The 18020-nt window shown below is 64.6% G+C and carries 17 protein-coding genes; 6 read left to right on the top strand and 11 right to left on the bottom strand.

All coding sequences use genetic code 11. The annotated features are described in order from the left end of the window. Window positions 1-17: 17 nt before the first annotated feature. A complete protein-coding gene (locus tag H9K76_RS09210) occupies window positions 18-3518 on the bottom strand; it encodes an indolepyruvate ferredoxin oxidoreductase family protein (protein ID WP_187599757.1) in 3501 nt (1166 codons plus the stop codon). A gap of 322 nt (window positions 3519-3840) precedes the next feature. On the opposite strand from H9K76_RS09210, the gene H9K76_RS09205 reads away from it, so the two are divergent. The 3 genes from H9K76_RS09205 (at window position 3841) to H9K76_RS09195 (ending at window position 5859) form a co-directional block, all read left to right on the top strand. After that, window positions 3841-4635, top strand: coding sequence for a GntR family transcriptional regulator (locus tag H9K76_RS09205; protein WP_187599755.1), 795 nt, complete (start codon window positions 3841-3843; stop codon window positions 4633-4635). 87 nt (window positions 4636-4722) lie between these two features. After that, complete coding sequence (locus tag H9K76_RS09200; RefSeq protein WP_187599753.1) at window positions 4723-5070, top strand: RidA family protein; 348 nt, start codon at window positions 4723-4725, stop codon at window positions 5068-5070. Between the two features lie 105 nt (window positions 5071-5175). Continuing rightward, on the top strand, window positions 5176-5859 hold the full coding sequence (locus tag H9K76_RS09195; RefSeq protein WP_187599751.1) for a glutathione S-transferase: 684 nt from the start codon (window positions 5176-5178) through the stop codon (window positions 5857-5859). 48 nt (window positions 5860-5907) lie between these two features. Here the strand turns inward: H9K76_RS09195 and bla are convergent, their stop codons facing one another. From bla to H9K76_RS09160, 7 genes are all read right to left on the bottom strand, one after another. Continuing rightward, window positions 5908-6861: a class A beta-lactamase gene (gene bla / locus H9K76_RS09190; protein WP_246475420.1), complete on the bottom strand. Its 954-nt coding sequence runs from the start codon at window positions 6859-6861 to the stop codon at window positions 5908-5910. A 69-nt stretch (window positions 6862-6930) separates the two neighbouring features. Next, window positions 6931-7434 carry a disulfide bond formation protein B gene (locus tag H9K76_RS09185; protein WP_187599749.1) on the bottom strand — a complete coding sequence of 168 codons (504 nt, stop codon included), beginning with the start codon at window positions 7432-7434 and terminating at the stop codon, window positions 6931-6933. 62 nt (window positions 7435-7496) lie between these two features. Then, on the bottom strand, window positions 7497-8624 hold the full coding sequence (locus H9K76_RS09180; RefSeq protein ID WP_187599747.1) for a sulfate/molybdate ABC transporter ATP-binding protein: 1128 nt from the start codon (window positions 8622-8624) through the stop codon (window positions 7497-7499). Between the two features lie 54 nt (window positions 8625-8678). Beyond that, window positions 8679-9605, bottom strand: a complete 927-nt coding sequence (gene cysW / locus H9K76_RS09175; RefSeq protein WP_246475505.1) for a sulfate ABC transporter permease subunit CysW — start codon at window positions 9603-9605, stop codon at window positions 8679-8681. 38 nt (window positions 9606-9643) lie between these two features. Then, window positions 9644-10519 carry a sulfate ABC transporter permease subunit CysT gene (cysT, locus tag H9K76_RS09170; RefSeq protein ID WP_187599745.1) on the bottom strand — a complete coding sequence of 292 codons (876 nt, stop codon included), beginning with the start codon at window positions 10517-10519 and terminating at the stop codon, window positions 9644-9646. 168 nt (window positions 10520-10687) lie between these two features. Next, entirely contained in the window at window positions 10688-11698 is a 1011-nt protein-coding gene (locus tag H9K76_RS09165; protein WP_187599743.1) for a sulfate ABC transporter substrate-binding protein, read from the bottom strand. A gap of 137 nt (window positions 11699-11835) precedes the next feature. Further along, a complete protein-coding gene (locus H9K76_RS09160) occupies window positions 11836-12741 on the bottom strand; it encodes a LysR family transcriptional regulator (RefSeq protein ID WP_187599742.1) in 906 nt (301 codons plus the stop codon). Window positions 12742-12896: 155 nt separating this feature from the next. On the opposite strand from H9K76_RS09160, the gene H9K76_RS09155 reads away from it, so the two are divergent. After that, complete coding sequence (locus tag H9K76_RS09155; RefSeq protein WP_187599740.1) at window positions 12897-13553, top strand: FMN-dependent NADH-azoreductase; 657 nt, start codon at window positions 12897-12899, stop codon at window positions 13551-13553. Window positions 13554-13640: 87 nt separating this feature from the next. Here the strand turns inward: H9K76_RS09155 and H9K76_RS09150 are convergent, their stop codons facing one another. The 3 genes from H9K76_RS09150 to H9K76_RS09140 form a co-directional block, all read right to left on the bottom strand. After that, entirely contained in the window at window positions 13641-14978 is a 1338-nt protein-coding gene (locus tag H9K76_RS09150; protein WP_187599738.1) for a DEAD/DEAH box helicase, read from the bottom strand. A gap of 107 nt (window positions 14979-15085) precedes the next feature. Next, window positions 15086-15823 carry an LrgB family protein gene (locus tag H9K76_RS09145; protein ID WP_246475419.1) on the bottom strand — a complete coding sequence of 246 codons (738 nt, stop codon included), beginning with the start codon at window positions 15821-15823 and terminating at the stop codon, window positions 15086-15088. Next, complete coding sequence (locus tag H9K76_RS09140) at window positions 15820-16191, bottom strand: CidA/LrgA family protein (RefSeq protein ID WP_343066331.1); 372 nt, start codon at window positions 16189-16191, stop codon at window positions 15820-15822. The genes H9K76_RS09145 and H9K76_RS09140 overlap by 4 nt, the downstream gene beginning before the upstream one ends. Window positions 16192-16653: 462 nt before the next feature. On the opposite strand from H9K76_RS09140, the gene H9K76_RS09135 reads away from it, so the two are divergent. After that, entirely contained in the window at window positions 16654-17424 is a 771-nt protein-coding gene (locus H9K76_RS09135; protein ID WP_187599736.1) for an energy-coupling factor ABC transporter ATP-binding protein, read from the top strand. Then, entirely contained in the window at window positions 17417-18010 is a 594-nt protein-coding gene (locus H9K76_RS09130; protein WP_187599735.1) for a CbiQ family ECF transporter T component, read from the top strand. Before H9K76_RS09135 ends, H9K76_RS09130 begins: the two co-directional genes overlap by 8 nt. Window positions 18011-18020: the final 10 nt, after the last annotated feature.

Genomic DNA, 18020 nt, shown 5'->3' with positions numbered 1-18020 from the left:
CTCCAAGCCCTCCGCGCTCAGGCCGCAGCCCGTTGCGTGCCCGGCAGCGGGTGGCGAAGGCGCTCGAGCAGCATCGCCACTTCCTTCTCGTAAGCCACGCGATGGGCTTCCTTCACGGGGCCGAAGCCGCGTACCTTCATCACCGCCTGCGCGATCTGGAGCGCCAATGCGTGCTGGTCGGCCCGCAACCCGGCCACCATCTGGCGGATCATGGCCTCGTAGCTGTCCACCAGTGCGCGTTCGTGCCGGCGCTCCTCTGTCCTGCCGAACACGTCGAAGGCCGTTCCCCTCAACCCCTTGAGCCGCGCAAGCAGCCGGAAGCCATGCATCATCCACCCACCCCATTCGCTCTTGGCGGGTCGCCCCGTGCGCTGGTCGATCCGCGACATGCCGGGAGGCGCCAGGTGGAAGGTGAGCCTGTGGCCGTCCTCGAATTGGGCCTTGAGCTGCTCGGCAAACGCCGGCGAGGCATGCAGGCGTGCCACTTCATACTCGTCCTTGTAGGCCATCACCTTGTGGAATCCCTGCGCGACCGCCCTGGCCAGCGCGTCGCTTCCCGGCAAAATGCGCGCCTCGGCTGCTCGCACCTCGTCCACCAGCACGCGGTAGCGCCGGGCGTAGGCGGCGTTCTGGTACTCGGTGAGCATCTGGCTGCGACGGTCGACCAGGGCGTCGAGCGACTGCGGCGCGAGGCTCACCGCCTTGCCGCTCCCCCGCGGTTTCCCGGCAAACGCATGGTTCACCACGTCCTCGGGATGGACCGCATGGCGACGGCCCCAGCGGAAGGCCGCGATGTTCATCTTCACGGCCGCGCCGTTGAGCTCGATCGCCCGCTCGATCGCCTCTGCGCTCACCGGGATCATGCCGCGCTGCCACGCGGCCCCGAGCATGAACAGGTTGGTGGCGATGGAGTCGCCGCACAGCGCAAGCGCCAGGCTGCCGGCATCGATCACCTGCACGTTCTCGGCGCCCACCGCGCGCGCGACTGTCTGCACAAGCGGGTTGGCGGGGAACTGCAGGTCGGGGTTCTGCACGAAAGCCCCGGGCATCACTTCCTGGCTGTTGAGCAGCACGCGCGTGGCGGCCTTGCGCGTCATGGCCAGCGTGTTCGCCGAGGCCGCCACCACGAGGTCGCAGCCCACCACGGCATCGGCCCCGCCCGGGGCAACGCGCACAGCCGCGATCGCATCGTTGCTGGTGCCGAAGCGCATGTGCGTCCACACCGAACCGCCCTTCTGCGCGAGTCCCGCCATGTCGAGTACGCCGGTGCCCTTGCCCTCAAGATGTGCCGCCATGCCAAGCAGCGCACCAATGGTCACCACACCGGTTCCGCCTACGCCCGTGATCACCAGGCTGTATACGCCCTGGCGCAGATCCGGCAACACGGGTTCGGGCAGGAGCAGTCCGGCATCCGAATCACCCTGCGACGAAGCGCCCTTGCGCAGCGCACCGCCGCTCACCGTCACAAAGCTGGGGCAGAAGCCCTTGATGCACGAGAAGTCCTTGTTGCATGCCGACTGGTCGATGGAACGCTTGCGGCCGAGTTCGGTTTCGAGCGGCACAACCGCCACGCAGTTCGACTGCACGCCGCAGTCGCCGCAGCCCTCGCAGACTTCGGGATTGATGACCACGCGCTTGTCGGGATCGGGGAAGGTGCCGCGCTTGCGGCGACGGCGCTTTTCCGCTGCACAGGTCTGGTCATAGACCAGCACGGTGGTGCCCTCGATCTCGCGCAGCGTGCGCTGCACCGCATCCAATTCATCGCGGTGGTGCACCGTCACGCCGGGAGCCCAGCCCGTCACGCCGTCGTACTTGCCGGGTTCGTCGGTCACCACGGCGATGCGCACAACGCCCTCGGCATGCACCTGGTGCGTCATGCGGATGGGATCCAGCGGCCCGTCGTGGCGCTGCCCTCCGGTCATGGCCACAGCATCGTTGTAGAGCAGCTTGAAGGTGATGTTGGTCTTCGCGGCAACCGCCGCGCGCACGGCCAGAAGGCCGGAGTGGAAGTAGGTACCGTCACCCATGTTCTGGAACATGTGCGTGCGCCGGGAGAATGGCGCCTCCCCCACCCACGCCATGCCCTCCGCGCCCATCTGCGTGTAGCCAAGCGTATCGCGGCCCATGGTCTGCGCCATCCAGGAGCACCCGATGCCTGCGTAGGCACGGCTGCCGTCGGGAATACGTGTCGAGGTGTTGTGCGGACAGCCCGCGCAGAAATAGAAACTGCGCGACATCACGTCCACCGACGCGACCTGCGGCCTGCGCTGTGCCAGTTGCTGCACAACCTCCTTGAGCGATGGATCCGCCGCCGCGAGACGCGATCCCACGACCTGCGCAATCATCGATGCATCGAGCGCAAGCTCGGTGCGCAGCAGCTTCGCGCCCTGCTCGTCACGCTTGCCAATCACGCGCGGCGCGTCGGCCTCGCCGTAGAGAATCTCCTTGATCTGGCCTTCGATGAGCCCGCGCTTTTCCTCGATCACGATCACCTGTTCAAGCCCCAGGGCGAATTCGCGCAGGCCGATGGGCTCCAGCGGCCAGACCATGCCCACCTTGTAGACGGCCAACCCGAGCTGCCGTGCGCGCGCTTCATCGATTCCCAGATCGGCCAGCGCCTGCCGCAGGTCGAGCCAGCTCTTGCCCGACGTGACAATGCCGGTGCGAGCGCCCTCGCGGCTACCGAATGCCACGCGGTCAATGCGGTTGGCGCGCGCGAAAGCACGCGCCGCATCGAGCTTGTAGTTGACCAGCCGGAACTCCTGCGCATGCGGCGTATCGGGCAGGCGGATGTTCAGGCCATCCTCCGGCGCGCCGTCCCAGTCAGGCATCGCGATGCGCAACTGGGCATCATCGATGCATACCGAGCCCGAGGCATCGGCCGTGTCCTTGATGCACTTCATGCCGACCCATGCCCCGCTGTAGCGTGACAAGGCCCAGCCGAGCAGGCCGTACGGAACGACTTCGGGCACACCCGCGGGCGAGAGAATCGGGATCTGTGCATCCATCAGCGCATATTCGCTCTGGTGGCACGTGGTCGATGACTCGCACGTATGGTCATCGCCCATCAGCACCAGCACACCGCCGTGCCTGGAGCTGCCCGCAAGGTTCCCGTGGCGAAACGCATCGCCGGAACGGTCCACCCCGGGCCCCTTGCCGTACCAGATCGAGAAGACCCCGTCAAACTTGCCATCGCCTCCGATCTCGGCCTGCTGGGTGCCCCAGACTGCCGTGGCAGCCAGATCCTCGTTGACGCCCGGAATGAACGTGATGTCGTGCTTCTCGAGGTGCTTGCGTGCCTTGACCAGCTGGTCGTCGAACGTGCCCAGCGGCGATCCACGGTATCCGGTGATGTAGCCCGCCGTGTTCAGCCCGGCCGCGCGGTCGCGGCGCTTCTGCACCATGGGCAGGCGCACCAGCGCCTGCACGCCCGTGAGGTAAGCCGTACCCTCGTCGGCCGTGTACTTGTCTTCCAGGTCGACGTTGCGCAATTGGCTCGTGACACTCAAATCACTCATGGCTGTTTGTCTCCCGCCGCGCAGGCCTCCGCGCGGCAATGCGTTGCTGTTCCGTGCAGGCTCCCTGACGCGCTTGCATTCTTCTTCAAGCCTGCCTCCATCAAAGTGTAGACACTTATGACGACATTAGTCAATAACATTACAAGACAGTTTGTGCGAAGATCCGGTACGTGACATGATCCCGGGAAATTGCGGGAATCTCGGGGTTCTCCGCAACTAGAATCGGCAGCCGTTCCATGAAGCGTTGCGGCGCGGATTTTCAGACGAACGGCCCGAGGGATCCGTCCGCAGGCAACCCCTCTCCAACAACGCCCACGCACCTATGGCAACCAAGAAGAAACCCAAAGCAGAACACGTACCGCAGACGCGGGATGAAAGCAGCGTGGAGCGGCTGTATGTGGAGTTGCGCGAGCGAGCGATGCGTTACGACTTTCGCCCCGGCGCGCGCATCAACGAACAGGCGCTGGGCCGCGAGTTCGGCATCAGCCGTCCGCCGCTGCGCGAGGCATTGAATCGCCTCGTGGCGGAAGGCTTCCTGGACTTCGTGATGAACAAGGGCTTCTTCCGCAAGGCCATCAGCGTGGAGGAACTGTTCAACCTCTACCAGGTGCGCATCGCGCTCGAGCGGCGCGCCGTCTATCTGGCGGTCACCCATGCCAGTGACGCCGAGATCGAGTCGCTGGCGGACTACTGGAAAGAGGTGATGGACAACAGCGCGAACATGTCCAGCGCCGAACATCTGCTCACCGACGAGGAGTTCCACCGCCGCCTCACCGCGCTGTCGCACAACCGCGAACTGTGCCAATTCCTCGAACAGGTCACACGGCGGATCCACGTGGCGCGCCACATCGATCTGGAGCAGTCCGACTGGAATGCGCGCGCATTCGACGCGCACGCCCGGCTTGTCGAGCTGATCCGCGCACGCAAGACGGCCGAGGCGCTGGAAGCCCTGTCCGAGCACATCGACCTGAGCCTGAAGCGGGCCGTGCAGATCACCAAGGAGATGGTGGCCAAGTTCTTCCTGCAGGACCAGGGCTGGGAGGCCTCTCAGCCCCCTACCCCAAGCACCGCACCCGCCCTGAAGATGAAGCCACCATCGCTCGCCAGGACGGAATGAGCATCGCGCTCACATACCGCGGCACGGCATTCTTCGACAGGCCGGACCGGGCGTTGTAAGATCTATTTTTTTCTTAAAGGAAAATTCATGACCATCAAACGCCTTCACACCAACACCCGCATGAGCCAGGCCGTCATCGCCAACGGCTTCGTGTTCCTCGCCGGCCAGGTTGCCACCGACACCGCCAAGGACGTCGCCGGCCAGACCCGGGAAATCCTCGACAAGATCGATGCACTGCTCGCCGAGTCCGGAACGGACAAGACCAAGATCGTGCAGGCCACGATCTGGCTGGCCGATCACACGACGTTCGAGCAGATGAATTCCGTGTGGGATGCATGGGTTCCAGCAGGCCACGCACCGGCGCGTGCCTGCGTGGAGTCGGCATTGGCGCGTCCTGCGTTCACCGTGGAAATCGGCGTGGTGGCGGTCGCCTGACCACTCCCGGCCTCCGCTCGACGCCCGCCTTCGGCAGTTGCCTTCCTTGAAGAGCATCGTGAGCCGGACGGCCCGGGTGTATCGATACTGGCGGACAATCAGTGCATGACGTCCGCCCTGCCTGTTCTCTATTCTTTCCGCCGCTGCCCCTACGCGATACGCGCCAGACTCGCACTCGCCTATAGCGGCTTCGCCTGCGAGCTTCGGGAAATCAAGCTGCGCGACAAGCCGCAGTCCCTGTTGCAGGTCTCGCCCAAGGCGACCGTTCCCGTTCTGGTGCTGGCCGATGGCCGCGTCATCGAGCAAAGCCTGGACATCATGCTGCACGCATTGCAGGGCCGTGACGCCGATGGTTGGCTGCAACCGACTGATGGTACGCAGCAGGCCATGCTTGCACTCATCGAGCGCAACGACCGGCATTTCAAGCCGGCGCTCGACCGCAGCAAGTACCCCGATCGCCATGGCAGCGATGAAGTCGCGGAAGCCGCGCGGATCGCAGACGAGTGGCTGGGCTCCCTCGACGAACAGCTCGCGGCCACGGGCTATCTCCTGGGTGTCAACCCGGGCCTGGCCGACATGGCCCTGCGTCCTTTCGTGCGCCAGTTCGCGCACATCGACAAGGACGCCTGGGCCCGCAAGCCATGGCCACACTTGCAGGCCTGGCTGCAACGCTGGATGGACTCGGCGCTGTACGCCGAGGTGATGGAGACCTACCCGGTATGGGTTCCCGGAACCACCGGGCCAACGGTATTCGATGGCTCGGCTCAGTCCACGCGCCCTGCGGTCTAATGCTGTGACAAGACGGCCGCGTGCCGTCACGCCTCCCACCGTTAATGCCTAGGAAGCCTTGCCGCTCCGGTACCAGTCGGCCACCACGCGGCCCACATCCGCCAGCACGGCATCGCGGCCGTCGGAGTCGACCTTCATCGCTCCGGTCAGGAATGCGCTCACCAGCATCGGCGCCGCATCCTTCCCCGCCCAGACCACACTGACCTCATTGGCCGTGCCGTTATCGCCGGAGCCGGTCTTGCCTCCCACCGTCCATTCTCCGGGCATGCCTGCACGCAGGCGTTTGTCGCCGGTACGGCTGGCAAGCAGCCAGTCCTGGAGCTGCTTTTGGCTTTCGGGTGCCAACTCACCCTTGGCATCCGTCAGCAGCGAAAGCGTGGTGCGTGCCATGGCACGCGGCGTGGTGGTGTCGCGCGGATCGCCGATGATCGCGGTGTTCAGGTCGGGTTCGATGCGATCGAGCCGCGTCTTCATATCGCCGCTCATGCGCAGCCAGCGGGTCAGGCCCGCCGGACCGCCCTGGAGGTTGAGCAGCAGGTTGGCAGCGGTGTTGTCGCTTGCCACCACGGCGGCTTCGCAGAGTTCGCGCACCGTCATGCCCTGGGCGTCCGCGAATTTTTCGGTGACGGGTGAATAGGGCACCAGGTCGCGCTTCTCGTAGAGCAGCGCCTGTTCCAGCGGAAACTCGCCCAACTGGGACAGGTGCAGGATGCGGGCCGCCAGCAGCAGCTTGAACGTGCTGCACATGGGAAAAGCCTCGTCCTCGCGACGGCTCAACGTGCGCTCGCTGCCCAGTATCTGCACCGACAGGCCGAGGCGGCCACCGCTTCGCGCCTCCAGTTCGGCAAGCCGCTGCTCGAAGGAGTGGCCCTTCGCCTTCGCGTCGCCATCCCCGAGGCCCGTGAACTGCTTCACCGTACCGCAACCGGTCAGCGAAACACCTGCGGCGCCCAGCAGGCCCAGCGACAGCCACTGGCGCCGCTGCATGTTCATGTCGTTCATTCTTCGGTCCCGCCAACACATAGCCCCCGCACATGCCGGGGAGCCTTGATTCGACTCATCGAACAAGCTTCAACGCCTGCCGCCGCGCACCAGCGCCACGAGCAGTGCGATGGCGATGATCGCAAAGCACACGAAGGACCAGTTGGCGATGGAGCCGCCCAGGAAAGTCCAGTCGATGGCGGTGCAGTCACCCGATCCACGGAAGATCATCGGAATGGAGCGGCTGATCGGATAGTTCTCGATCATCCCGTAGAAGTCGCGACCGCAGGTGGCGAACTCCGGCGGGTACCACTGAAGAAAGCTCTGGCGTGCGGCCACGAAGGCTCCGAAGCCGGCCATCAGCAGTGCCAGGAAGCTCCAGGTCTTCCACCAGCCGGGGCCGGAGCGCATCGCACCGATGCCGGCGAAGACGGCCACGAGAATGAGCGCATAGCGCTGCACGATGCACATCGGGCATGGCTCGAGCCCCACGACGTGCTGCAGATACATGCCGAATGCCAGCATGGCGATACATGCCAGGCTGATGAGCCCGAGAACCTGACGCGGAGCCCGCGAAATCCAGTTGAAAACCACTTTTTGTCCTTTGGAAACCGGCCTTCCGTGGCCAGCTTCCGGCTTGTCGCGGGAAAGTGGCCTCAGATACCGGCAGCTTGGTCCAGGAAAACCTTGGCGTGGCGTGGTGTCACCACCAGCATCTCGCCCTCGCGCAGCCCCTGGTCACGAAACTGCTGCGCCGGAATCTGCGCTTCGATGATCGATTCCGAGGTCGTATTGTCCGCCGATTGGTTATCGGATTCCGGGATAAGTTCCAACCGCGCAATCGGTCCGACGACAATCGCCCGCGACAATTGTGCAACGATACCGCGCGGGCGGCCCTGCGCATCGAGCGCCTGGCCTGGCGAGTAACGCTCCACGTCCAGGTCGTGCGGGCGCACGAAGGCAAAGGCCTTGGCCTCGTTCGCATTGGCGGCATCGACACTGTCGAGCTGCATGCCGTCGTCCAGGTACACGCGGCCGTCGCTTGCGCGGCCCTTGAACAGGTTCACGTCGCCCAGGAAGCCATAGACGAACGGGCTGGCGGGATTGTCCCAGACCTGCTGCGGCGTGCCCTCCTGCTCGATCTTGCCCTTGTTGATGACCACCACGCGGTCGGCCACCTCGAGCGCCTCCTCCTGATCGTGCGTGACGAAGATCGAGGTGACGTGCAACTCGTCATGCAGTCGGCGCAGCCAGCGGCGCAGCTCCTTGCGCACCTTGGCATCCAGCGCACCGAACGGCTCGTCAAGCAGCAGCACCTTGGGCTCCACCGCCAGCGCGCGCGCAAGGGCGATACGCTGGCGCTGGCCGCCAGAGAGCTGGGAAGGATAGCGGTCGGCGATCCAGTCGAGCTGCACCAGCTTGAGCAGGTTCATCACCTTCTCCTTGATCTGGGCCTCGCTCGGGCGTTCCTTGCGCGGCTTCACGCGCAGGCCGAAGGCGACGTTGTCGAAGACCGTCATGTGCCGGAACAGCGCATAGTGCTGGAACACGAAGCCCACGTTGCGATCACGCACGTGCACATCGGTTGTGTCCTCGCCGCTGAAGGAGATGGTGCCGACATCGGCCGTCTCCAGGCCCGCGATGATGCGCAGCAGCGTGGTCTTGCCGCAGCCCGAGGGACCAAGCAAGGCGATGAGCTCGCCGGACTTGATGTCGAGGTTGACGTCGCGCAATGCCTGGAAATCGCCGAACTGCTTGCTGACGTTGCGAATTTCGATGCTCATTCTGTAATCCTTCCTGTTCCCTCCCGCGCCTCGGCGCGAGAGGAAGTCAATTCATCAGCCGGCCGTCGTGGGGCGTTCCGGCGGCATCGCGGCGGCGGCTTCCATCTGCTTTTCCGCCTGCCACTCGGCCACCGACTTGATCACCAGCGTCACCAGTGCCAGCAGGGCCAGCAGCGAGGCAGCGGCAAATGCGGCCACCGATTGGTACTCGTTGTAGAGAATTTCCACGTGCAGCGGAATCGTGTTGGTCTGACCCCGGATGTGGCCCGAGACCACCGACACGGCGCCGAATTCGCCCATCGCCCGGGCGTTGCAGAGGATCACGCCGTACAGCAGGCCCCACTTGATGTTGGGCAGCGTCACGTGCCAGAAAGTCTGCCAGCCACTCGCGCCCAGCACGATCGCGGCCTGCTCTTCGTCATTTCCCTGCGACTGCATCAGCGGAATCAGCTCGCGGGCGATGAACGGAAAGGTCACGAAGATCGTGGCGAGCACGATGCCCGGCACGGCGAAGATGATCTTGATGTCGTGCGCGGCGAGCCAGGGGCCCAGCCAGCCCTGCGCACCGAACACCAGCACGTACATCAGGCCGACCACCACGGGTGAAATCGAGAAAGGCAGGTCGATCAGCGTGATCAGGAACGCCTTGCCCTTGAAGTCGAACTTGGCAATGCACCAGGCCGCGGCCACGCCGAACACCAGGTTCAACGGTACGGCAATCACCGCGGTGATCAGCGTGAGCTTGATCGCGGACCAGGCATCGGGTTCGCGCAGGCCGGCCAGGTAGGCATCCACGCCCTTGCGCAGCGCCTCGGTGAACACCGCGGCGAGCGGCAGCACGAGGAACAGCAGCAGGAACACCAACATGGTGCCGATCAGGATCCAGCGCACGGCACGCGGCTCGGTCGTCGTGAGCTTCTCGGGCTTGCCGCCCTTCTTCGGTGCGGTCAGGCGGTAGGCCACCAGAACCAGCGCGAGCATCGCGCCAATGACCGTCAGCAGGAAATAATGCGATTCGTTCACAGCGGTGCCCCCTGACGCTTGCGCTGCCAAGCCTGCAGGCCGTTGATGACCAGCAGCATGATGAAGGAGAAGAACAGCATGGTCACGGCCACGGCGGTCGCGCCCCGGTAGTCGTATTGCTCGAGCTTGCCGATGATGATGAGCGGCGTGATCTCCGAGACCATGGGCATGTTGCCCGCGATGAAGATGACGGAGCCATACTCACCGATCGCGCGGGCGAAGGCCATCGCAAAGCCCGTGAGCAGCGCGGGCGTGATGCCCGGCAGGATCACCTTGTAGAAGATCTGCCAGCGCGTTGCACCCAGGCTGGTCGCTGCCTCCTCGAGTTCCTTTTCGGAATCCTCGAGCACCGGCTGCACCGTGCGCACCACGAACGGCAGCCCGATGAAGATCAGCGCGATCACCACGCCATTGGGATTGAACGCCAGCTGGATGCCGAGCGGCTCGAGGTACTGCCCCACCCAGCCATTGCCAGCGAGCAGCGCGGTGAGCGAAATGCCGGCCACGGCGGTGGGCAGCGCAAATGGCAGATCGACCAGCGCATCCACGATCTTCTTGCCGGGAAACTGATAGCGCACCAGCACCCATGCCACGAGCAGGCCGAACACCAGGTTCACACAGGCCGCGATGAACGAGGCGCCGAACGTGAGCCGGTAGGACGCCAGCACGCGCGGGGCGGCCACGGCCTCCCAGAACTCTGGCCAGGTCATCTGGAAGGTTCTGAACAGCAGCGCGGCCAAGGGAATCAGCACGATGATGCTCAGGTAGAAAAGCGTGTAGCCCAGCGTGAGCCCGAACCCGGGCAGCACACGTTTGGGCCCGCGCGGGGTGGCGGTTCCCCCGGGCGATGCGTTCAGCGCCGCAGCAGTCATAAATCGGTGTCTTCTTGGTGTGAAATGGGAGCGCGGCCCAGGGTAATGGTCAATGTTCGATGCGCGCGGCCCGAGCCAGCGGAGCACGCACATGAGCCGCCCCGTGGCACCCGTGTGCCACCGCTGGCTCAGGGAAGTGGCGCGCGGTGACCCGGGATGCCGCCAGGCTTACTTGCCGGGCGTGTACAGCTTGTCGAACTGGCCGCCGTCATTGAAGTGCACCTTCTGCGCCTCGCCCAGCGAGCCGAAGTACTTCGCCACGGTGAACTGCTTGATCGGCTTGAACACGTCGGCATGCTTCTTCAGCACCGCTTCCGAGCGCGGGCGCAGAGCGTGCTTTGCGGCGATCTCCTGGGCCTCGTCCGAGTACAGATAGTTCAGGTACTCGGTCGCCAGTTCGCGCGTGCCCTTCTTCGCAACGGTGCGGTCGACCACGGCCACGGGGTTTTCGGCCACGATGCTCACCGACGGATGGATCGCATCGACCTTGCCCTTGCCGAATTCACGTTCCACGGAAACAACTTCCGACTCGAAGGTGATCAGCGCATCGCCGATGTTGCGTTGCAGGAAGATGCTGGTCGCATCGCGGCCGCCCTTGCCCAGCACAGGCACGTTCTTGAACAGCTTGCCCACGAATTCCGCGGCCTGTGCGTCGGTGCCGCCCTTCTCGCGGACATAGCCCCATGCAGCCAGATAGGCGTAGCGGCCGTTGCCGCCGGTCTTCGGGTTGACCACGACGACCTTCACGTCGGGGCGGATCAGGTCTTCCCAATCCTTGATGTTCTTGGGATTGCCATTGCGCACCAGGAACAGCATGGTCGAGGTGGTGGGCGACGCGTCGTTCGGGAACTTCTTCGCCCAGTCCTTCGCGACCACGCCGTTGCCCGCCAGGAAATCGATGTCGGTGGTGGTGTTGAAGGTCACCACGTCGGCTTCCAGGCCGTCATTCACGGCGCGAGCCTGGGCGCTGGAGCCGCCGTGCGCCTGGTCCACCTTCACGTCCTTGCCGGTGGTCTTCTTGTAGTGAGCAATGAAGGCCTGGTTGTAGTCCTTATAGAACTCTCGCGCCACGTCGTAGGAGACGTTGAGCAGCGTATTGGACGACTGGGCGGAAACGGCACTGCCGGCCACCACGGCGACGGCGGCAATCAGGGTCTTGAGTGAGCGGGTCGAAATCATTATGTCTACGTCTCGGTGTTTCTAAAGGTGAACACATTGTGGAGACACATACTTAAAACTCAAACGAATATATTTTTGTTAATTTATCGAAATTTGGAATATAGAAGGATTGGCGGGCCCTGCAGGGCGATAGAGGCTCAGAGCCGACTGCGCTGGGGTATGGTCTCTCCGAGAAAGTCCAGGAAGCTGCGTACCGCAGGCAGCAGGCCGCGGCGGGATGGAAACACCGCATGCACGATGCCGCCGCGCTGGGTCCACCCTGGCAGCAACTCGACCAGGCGACCGTCCTGCAGCTCCTTGTGGCACAGATAGTCGGGCAGCCAGCAGAACCCCGTGCCGCCAATCGCGGCGAACTTGACCATCTGAAGATCGTCGACCACGTAGCGCGGCTTCAGTTGCACCACGGCCTCCTCGCCCTCATCGTTGAAGAGCTGCAGTGTGGTGCGACCTTCGTCGATCGAAATGGACAGACTGTCCAGGCGCTCCAGATCCTGCGGCACGCGAGGCGTTCCCTGCCGGATCAGGAGCTCGGGGCTTGCCACCAGCCTGACGCGCCCTTCCCCGAGGCGCTTGACCACCATGCTGCCGCTTTCCTCGAGCGAATTGCGAACGCGCAGGGCCACGTCGATACCCTCCTCGACCAGGTTGATCGGCCGGTTGAGCACGCGCATCTCCAGCCGGACCTCCGGGCAGCGCGCCATGTAGGTCGGTATGAGTTCGCCGAGCACCGTCTGCGCCAGGGTGACCGGACAGGTCACGCGCACGGTGCCGCGCGGCACTGTCTGCACCTGCGCAACGGCATCGGCCGCTGCCTGGGCCTCGTCTCGCATGGACTGGCAGTGGCGCAGATAGGTCTCGCCCACTTCCGTCAGCGAGAGCTTGCGCGTGGTGCGCTGGAGCAGCCGCACACCGAGCTGCGCCTCCAGTTCGGTGATCCGGCGCGACAGCCGGGACTTCGGAATACCCAGCGCCTTGCTCGCGGCAGTGAAGCCGCCATGCTCCACGATTTCGGCAAAGTACAGCATGTCATTGAGGTCTTGCATGGTGGTCCATCCGGTTAATTAGTTCGATATTCGGGACAATCAATCGCAATTTTGCCATCTAATCAAAAGATCGTTCCGCCATCACAATTCATTCCATCGAGCAGCACAGAAGTGCAGCTCTCCACCCCAGACCTCATTTCAACCGGACATTGACCATGCAACTGCTTCACATCGACTCCTCCATCACCGGCGAACACTCCGTTTCGCGCCAGCTCACCCGTCAGATCGTGGACGCCTGGGTGGCCCGCAACCCTGGCACCCAGGTAGCCCGCCTCGACCTGCTGACCGATGCTCCCGCGCACTTCACGGCTGACGCATTGGCGCCCCGCACCGGCCAGACAGACGGCCTGAGCGAAGCCCAGTTGCGCGAGAACGCTGTTTCGGAACGCCTGGTGAGCCAGTTCCTGGCATCCGACGTGATCGTGGTCGGTGCTCCGTTCTACAACTTCACCATTCCCACGCAGCTCAAGGCCTGGCTCGACCGCCTCGCCCAGCCCGGCCGCACCTTCCGCTACACCGCATCCGGCCCTGAAGGCCTGGCCAAGGGCAAGACGGTGATCGTCGCCTCGACCCGCGGCGGCTTCTACTCCACCAGCGAGCAGGGCCAGGCCATGGAACACCAGGAAAGCTACCTGAAGGTGATGTTCGGCTTCTTCGGCATCACCGACGTGCGCTTCGTGCGCGCCGAAGGCATCGGCATGGGCCCAGAAGCCAAGGCTGCAGGGCTGGCCAGCGCGGTCAAGGACATCGAAGGCGCCGTGCAGGCAAGCAGCGCCAACGAGGAACAGGCCGAGCTCGCCGAAGCAGCCTGACACCCTACGCGCAGCGCCGTATAGAAATGACAAAGGCCGGAGCAATCCGGCCTTTGTCGTTGCATGGGGCATCGCCACGTCAGGGCATCAACGGCCCCGCGTTCTGAAATCCTTGCTGGAATCACCTTCGGCCTTCCGTGCTCCGCCCTCCGCCTGCTCCTCCTCTGCCGCCCGCGCCGCGCGCAGCTTGTCCTTCTTGCTCATGCGCTTGCCCTTCACACCGCCGTTGTTGCCATCCTCATGGGGTTGGCGCTCGGGTGCCGACTCGGTCACGGGATACTGCGGCAGCGTCTGCAGCTGCACGTCGAGCGCGTTGCGCTTGGCAATCAGCCGCCAGTGCGCCTCGGTGGCAGGCGTGACGAAGCTGATCGCCACGCCGCTCAGGCCCGCACGACCCGTGCGGCCGATGCGGTGGGTGTAATCGGTGGGTGAGCGCGGCAGGTCATAGTTCACGACCAGCGGCAGCGCATCGACGTGGATGCCGCGCGCGGCCAGATCGGTGGTGATCAGCACCTGCCACTGGCTGTTCTGGAACTGTTCCAGCACCAGCCGGCGCGCGCCCTGGCTCAGGTCGCCGTGAAATGCCGTGGCATTGATGTTGCGGTCATACAGCTTGTTGGCCACATGCTCCGCGCTGTAGCGGCTTGCAACGAACACCAGCATGCGCTGGCCGGGGTATTGCTTGACCAGTTCATGCAGCAAGGCTGTGCGCTTGTCGGTATCGAGAAGATAGGCGCGCTGCTCGATGGTCGCGTCCTCCTGGTGCGTGTCGGCGATTTCCACACGTGCATGGTCGGGACGCAGCAGGTTCGCCGCGAGCGACTGAACCGCGGGCGGGAAAGTCGCCGACAGCAGCAGCGTCTGGCGCCCGGCAGTTGCGGGAATCAAAGCGAGCACCCTGTCGAGTTCCTCGGCAAAGCCCTGGTCCATGAGCCGGTCGGCCTCGTCCAGCACCAGTGTGCGCAGGCTCGTGAACCGTAGCCGGCTGTGCTCCACCACATCGAGCAGCCGCCCCGGCGTGGCGATCACCACGTCGGCGCCACCACGCAGCGCCATCAGTTGCGGGTTGATCGATACGCCGCCCGTGAGCACGGCCACCTTGGGTCGCCTGCCGAGCGACACGCCGACCTCGTAGATCAGTTCCGCCACCTGCGCCGCCAGCTCGCGCGTGGGCACGAGGATGAGTACCTGGGTCTCCTTGGCACCGCCGCGCTGTGCCGCTGCATCGCCGAGCATCCACGCCTGCAGCAGCGGCAGCACATAGGCCGCCGTCTTGCCCGAGCCGGTGGGCGCCGATGCCAGCAGGTCGCGCCCCTGCAGCACCACAGGAATGGCCTGTTGCTGGATGGCGGTAGGCGCTATCAGGCCACGGGATTGTGCGGCCTGGGCCAGCGATGGGGCGAGGCCGGATGCTAGGAAGGACATGTACAGGAACGGGCGGCGTGTACCGCCCCGGGGAAGAGATCAACCCGCTATTGTCGGGCTTTCGCGGCCCGCGCGTGCAACCTCCAGGAAGAGAGCCCCCGGGGAGCTCAGACCCAGGCCAGCGCCAGCGGCATCAGCACGGCCGTCGCGATCGCGTTCAGGCCCATGGCCAGCGCCGCAAAGCTGCCCGACGTGGGATTGACCTGCAGCTCGCGCGCCATGCCGATGGCATGCGCGGTAAGGCCGATGGCGAATCCGCGCGCCGCAGGATCGGTCACCTTCAGCAGGCGCAGCAGCGGGTGCGATATCACGGTTCCGAACACCCCCGTGATCACCACCGCCACGGCCGCCAATGCAGGCAGGCCGCCGAAGCGCTCGGACATGGGCATGGCGATCGGCATGGTGGCCGACTTGGGCATCAGCGACATCAGGGTCTGCCAGCTTCCGCCCAGAGCCCATGCGATGGCGATGGCGGACGCCATCGCGACCACCGAGCCGATCAACAGCGCGATCAGCAGCGGCTTCCAGATGCGCTTGAGCCGCTCGAGCTGGCCATACAGCGGGATCGCGATCGCCACCGTTGCTGGCCCCACCCACCAGTTCAACGGCTTGGTGGCGGGGGCGTAGACGGCATACGGCGTCTGGCTGATCCACAGCACAGCCATGACCATGAGCGATGTGGTTGCGACCGGCACGAATACCGGATTGCCCTTCATGCGCCGGCTCAATCGCAGCGCCAGCCAATACGCCAGGCAGGTCACCGCAATCCAGAGCGCGGCGGCCAGCGCGAACGAAGCCCAGCTTGAGAACGGCGCAGGAACGGCCATCAGGTCGGCCGCGATCATGCCTGCTCTCCCGCATGCGGCGCAGCCGTCCTGAGCAGACGCTGCAGCACGATCCCCGTCACGGCCAGGGTGATCAGCGCACCAGCCACACATGCCACCAGGAACGGCAACCACTCTTCACGCACGCGTGCCATGTTGTCGATCAGTCCGACAACGGCGGGCGCCAGCAGCAGCATCATGTTGCGCAACAAGCCGCCGCTCACCTTGCCGAGAGCCTGAGGTACGCGCCCCAGCACGACGAGTGCCACGGTGAGCAGCACCAATCCGATCAGTGCTCCGGGCAAGGGAATGCCGAGGCTTCGGACAAGCCACTCCCCCAGCAACTGGCAGAGCACGAGAACCAATAGGGAAACGATCAGGGCAGGCACGGGACTTGTCTTCTTTGTTGGATGAAAGGGAAAGGGAGCGGCGCCGGGCAGCGGCGGCTGGAAAAGGCCCGGGACGAGGCGGCAGCATAGCGAAGCTCGCAATTCGGCGCAGATCAGTGCGATATCGCGGGATGACGATGACTCTCGCCACTTCCTCGGCGAGGCAAAAAGACATTTTGACCGACGTTGCCAGAAATTAAATGATAGATACCCACCTGATAAAAGCACTCACCCGAACACCCCCAAAACACCGGCATCTCCGCGCAAATCACATGCATTTTGACGACGAAATCAACGACGTTAAAGCACGCATTTCGGGGCAACTAAATTCAGCAAGGCATCGTTTCCAGATGAGTTAAACGAAATTGCGAGCCATAGAATGAAAAATATCAACACACCGCGCAGCTTCCGACAGACGGAATCACTGTACGTTCGCCCCGAGCCGATTTCGCAACCCTCATCATGCCGACCGCAACAACCGCCACGACGCCGACCGTTCACATACAGCATGTGTCGCTGCTGCGCGGGCGCCATCGCGTCTTCGAGGACCTGACTCTTGCCCTGACAGAACGCCGCATCGGCCTGGTCGGTGACAACGGTGCGGGCAAGACCAGCCTCCTGCGTCTGCTGTGCGGACTCGAAACACCACAGACAGGAACCGTGCAGATCCATGGAGTCGATCTGCACCACGCCTCGCGCGAACGGGCCGCGCTGGTCGGCCTGATGTTCCAGAACCCGGACGAGCAGATCATCCACCCCGTGGTCGATGAGGAAATCGCCCTCTCCTTTCGCGCCGCGGGTTTGAGCAAGCGTGAAGCGCTCGACCAGGCCCGGCTGCTGCTCGCGGAACGCGGCCGGGGCGATTGGGCCAGCCGCGCCATCGGCAGCCTGAGCCAGGGCCAGCGCCAGCAGGTCTGCTGGCTTGCGCTGCTGGCTGCCCGGCCGCGCGTACTGCTGCTTGACGAACCCTTCGCCAGCCTCGACCTGCCCAGCCAGGCCGCGCTGGCCGATGACATCGCCAGCGCACCCCAGCAGATCATCGTTTCCACCCATGTCCTCGAACATGTGCACGATTTCGACCGCGTGATCTGGCTCGAGGCCGGCCGCGTGCGCGCCGACGGATCGGCCAAGGAGGTCTGCGCGCACTACGCGGCCGACGTGGCCACCCGGATCGCGTCACGTCGGGCAGGCACCAAAGCCACGAGCCATGCCGCAGGGGTGCGCCATGGGTAGCCTCTACAGTGACATCGAGACCTGGCTGCACCGCGTTCCGGCGGGCGCCAAACTGCTGGTGATGGCCATCGCGGGCACCTTGCTGTTCACCACCTCGTCTGTGGGGTGGCTTGGCGCAGCGGGCACGGCCTGCCTGGCCTTGCTGCTCTCCCTGCGGCGCGCGGCGTGGGGTGCGAAGCGGTGGCTGGTCTCCGCGCTGATCGCTGCATTGCTGGTCGCCGCGTTCCACGTGCTGATGGGCCAACCCCTGCTTGCCTACGCCACCACCATGCGCCTCATGAGCGCAAGCGTGCTGGGTGCTGCGCTGACGCTGACCACCCGCCCTGGCGATCTCGTCGACGTGCTGGAGCGATGCCTGCGCCCCCTCGCCCGGTTCGGCTTCGAGCCGGAGCGCATTGCGCTGCAGATGGCGCTGATGCTGCGCTTTGTCGAACACTTTTTCACCCGCTGGCAATTGCTGGCCGACGCCTACCGGCTGCGAACAGGCCGCGCCGGAGGCCTGCGACTGATCGCGCCGCTGTCGATCCAGATGCTGCAAACCTCCCGCCGCGTCGCCGATGCCCTGTGGGCGCGACTGGGCCATTGAAGCGTTTCAC

The sequence above is a fragment of the Diaphorobacter ruginosibacter genome (genome assembly GCF_014395975.1).
Taxonomy (GTDB): Bacteria; Pseudomonadota; Gammaproteobacteria; order Burkholderiales; family Burkholderiaceae_C; genus Diaphorobacter_A; species Diaphorobacter_A ruginosibacter.
This window is presented reverse-complemented; position numbering and strand designations above follow the sequence as displayed.

Coding starts and splice junctions, on each gene's coding strand:
- H9K76_RS09180 (WP_187599747.1), bottom strand. CDS start 8,624: ATGAGCATCGAAATTCGCAACGTCAGCAAGCAGTTCGGCGATTTCCAG.
- H9K76_RS09160 (WP_187599742.1), bottom strand. CDS start 12,741: ATGCAAGACCTCAATGACATGCTGTACTTTGCCGAAATCGTGGAGCAT.
- H9K76_RS09200 (WP_187599753.1), top strand. CDS start 4,723: ATGACCATCAAACGCCTTCACACCAACACCCGCATGAGCCAGGCCGTC.
- H9K76_RS09210 (WP_187599757.1), bottom strand. CDS start 3,518: ATGAGTGATTTGAGTGTCACGAGCCAATTGCGCAACGTCGACCTGGAA.
- H9K76_RS09150 (WP_187599738.1), bottom strand. CDS start 14,978: ATGTCCTTCCTAGCATCCGGCCTCGCCCCATCGCTGGCCCAGGCCGCA.
- cysT (WP_187599745.1), bottom strand. CDS start 10,519: ATGACTGCTGCGGCGCTGAACGCATCGCCCGGGGGAACCGCCACCCCG.
- H9K76_RS09130 (WP_187599735.1), top strand. CDS start 17,417: ATGGGTAGCCTCTACAGTGACATCGAGACCTGGCTGCACCGCGTTCCG.
- H9K76_RS09145 (WP_246475419.1), bottom strand. CDS start 15,823: ATGATCGCGGCCGACCTGATGGCCGTTCCTGCGCCGTTCTCAAGCTGG.
- bla (WP_246475420.1), bottom strand. CDS start 6,861: ATGAACGACATGAACATGCAGCGGCGCCAGTGGCTGTCGCTGGGCCTG.
- H9K76_RS09155 (WP_187599740.1), top strand. CDS start 12,897: ATGCAACTGCTTCACATCGACTCCTCCATCACCGGCGAACACTCCGTT.
- H9K76_RS09205 (WP_187599755.1), top strand. CDS start 3,841: ATGGCAACCAAGAAGAAACCCAAAGCAGAACACGTACCGCAGACGCGG.
- H9K76_RS09195 (WP_187599751.1), top strand. CDS start 5,176: ATGACGTCCGCCCTGCCTGTTCTCTATTCTTTCCGCCGCTGCCCCTAC.
- H9K76_RS09165 (WP_187599743.1), bottom strand. CDS start 11,698: ATGATTTCGACCCGCTCACTCAAGACCCTGATTGCCGCCGTCGCCGTG.
- cysW (WP_246475505.1), bottom strand. CDS start 9,605: ATGCTCGCGCTGGTTCTGGTGGCCTACCGCCTGACCGCACCGAAGAAG.
- H9K76_RS09135 (WP_187599736.1), top strand. CDS start 16,654: ATGCCGACCGCAACAACCGCCACGACGCCGACCGTTCACATACAGCAT.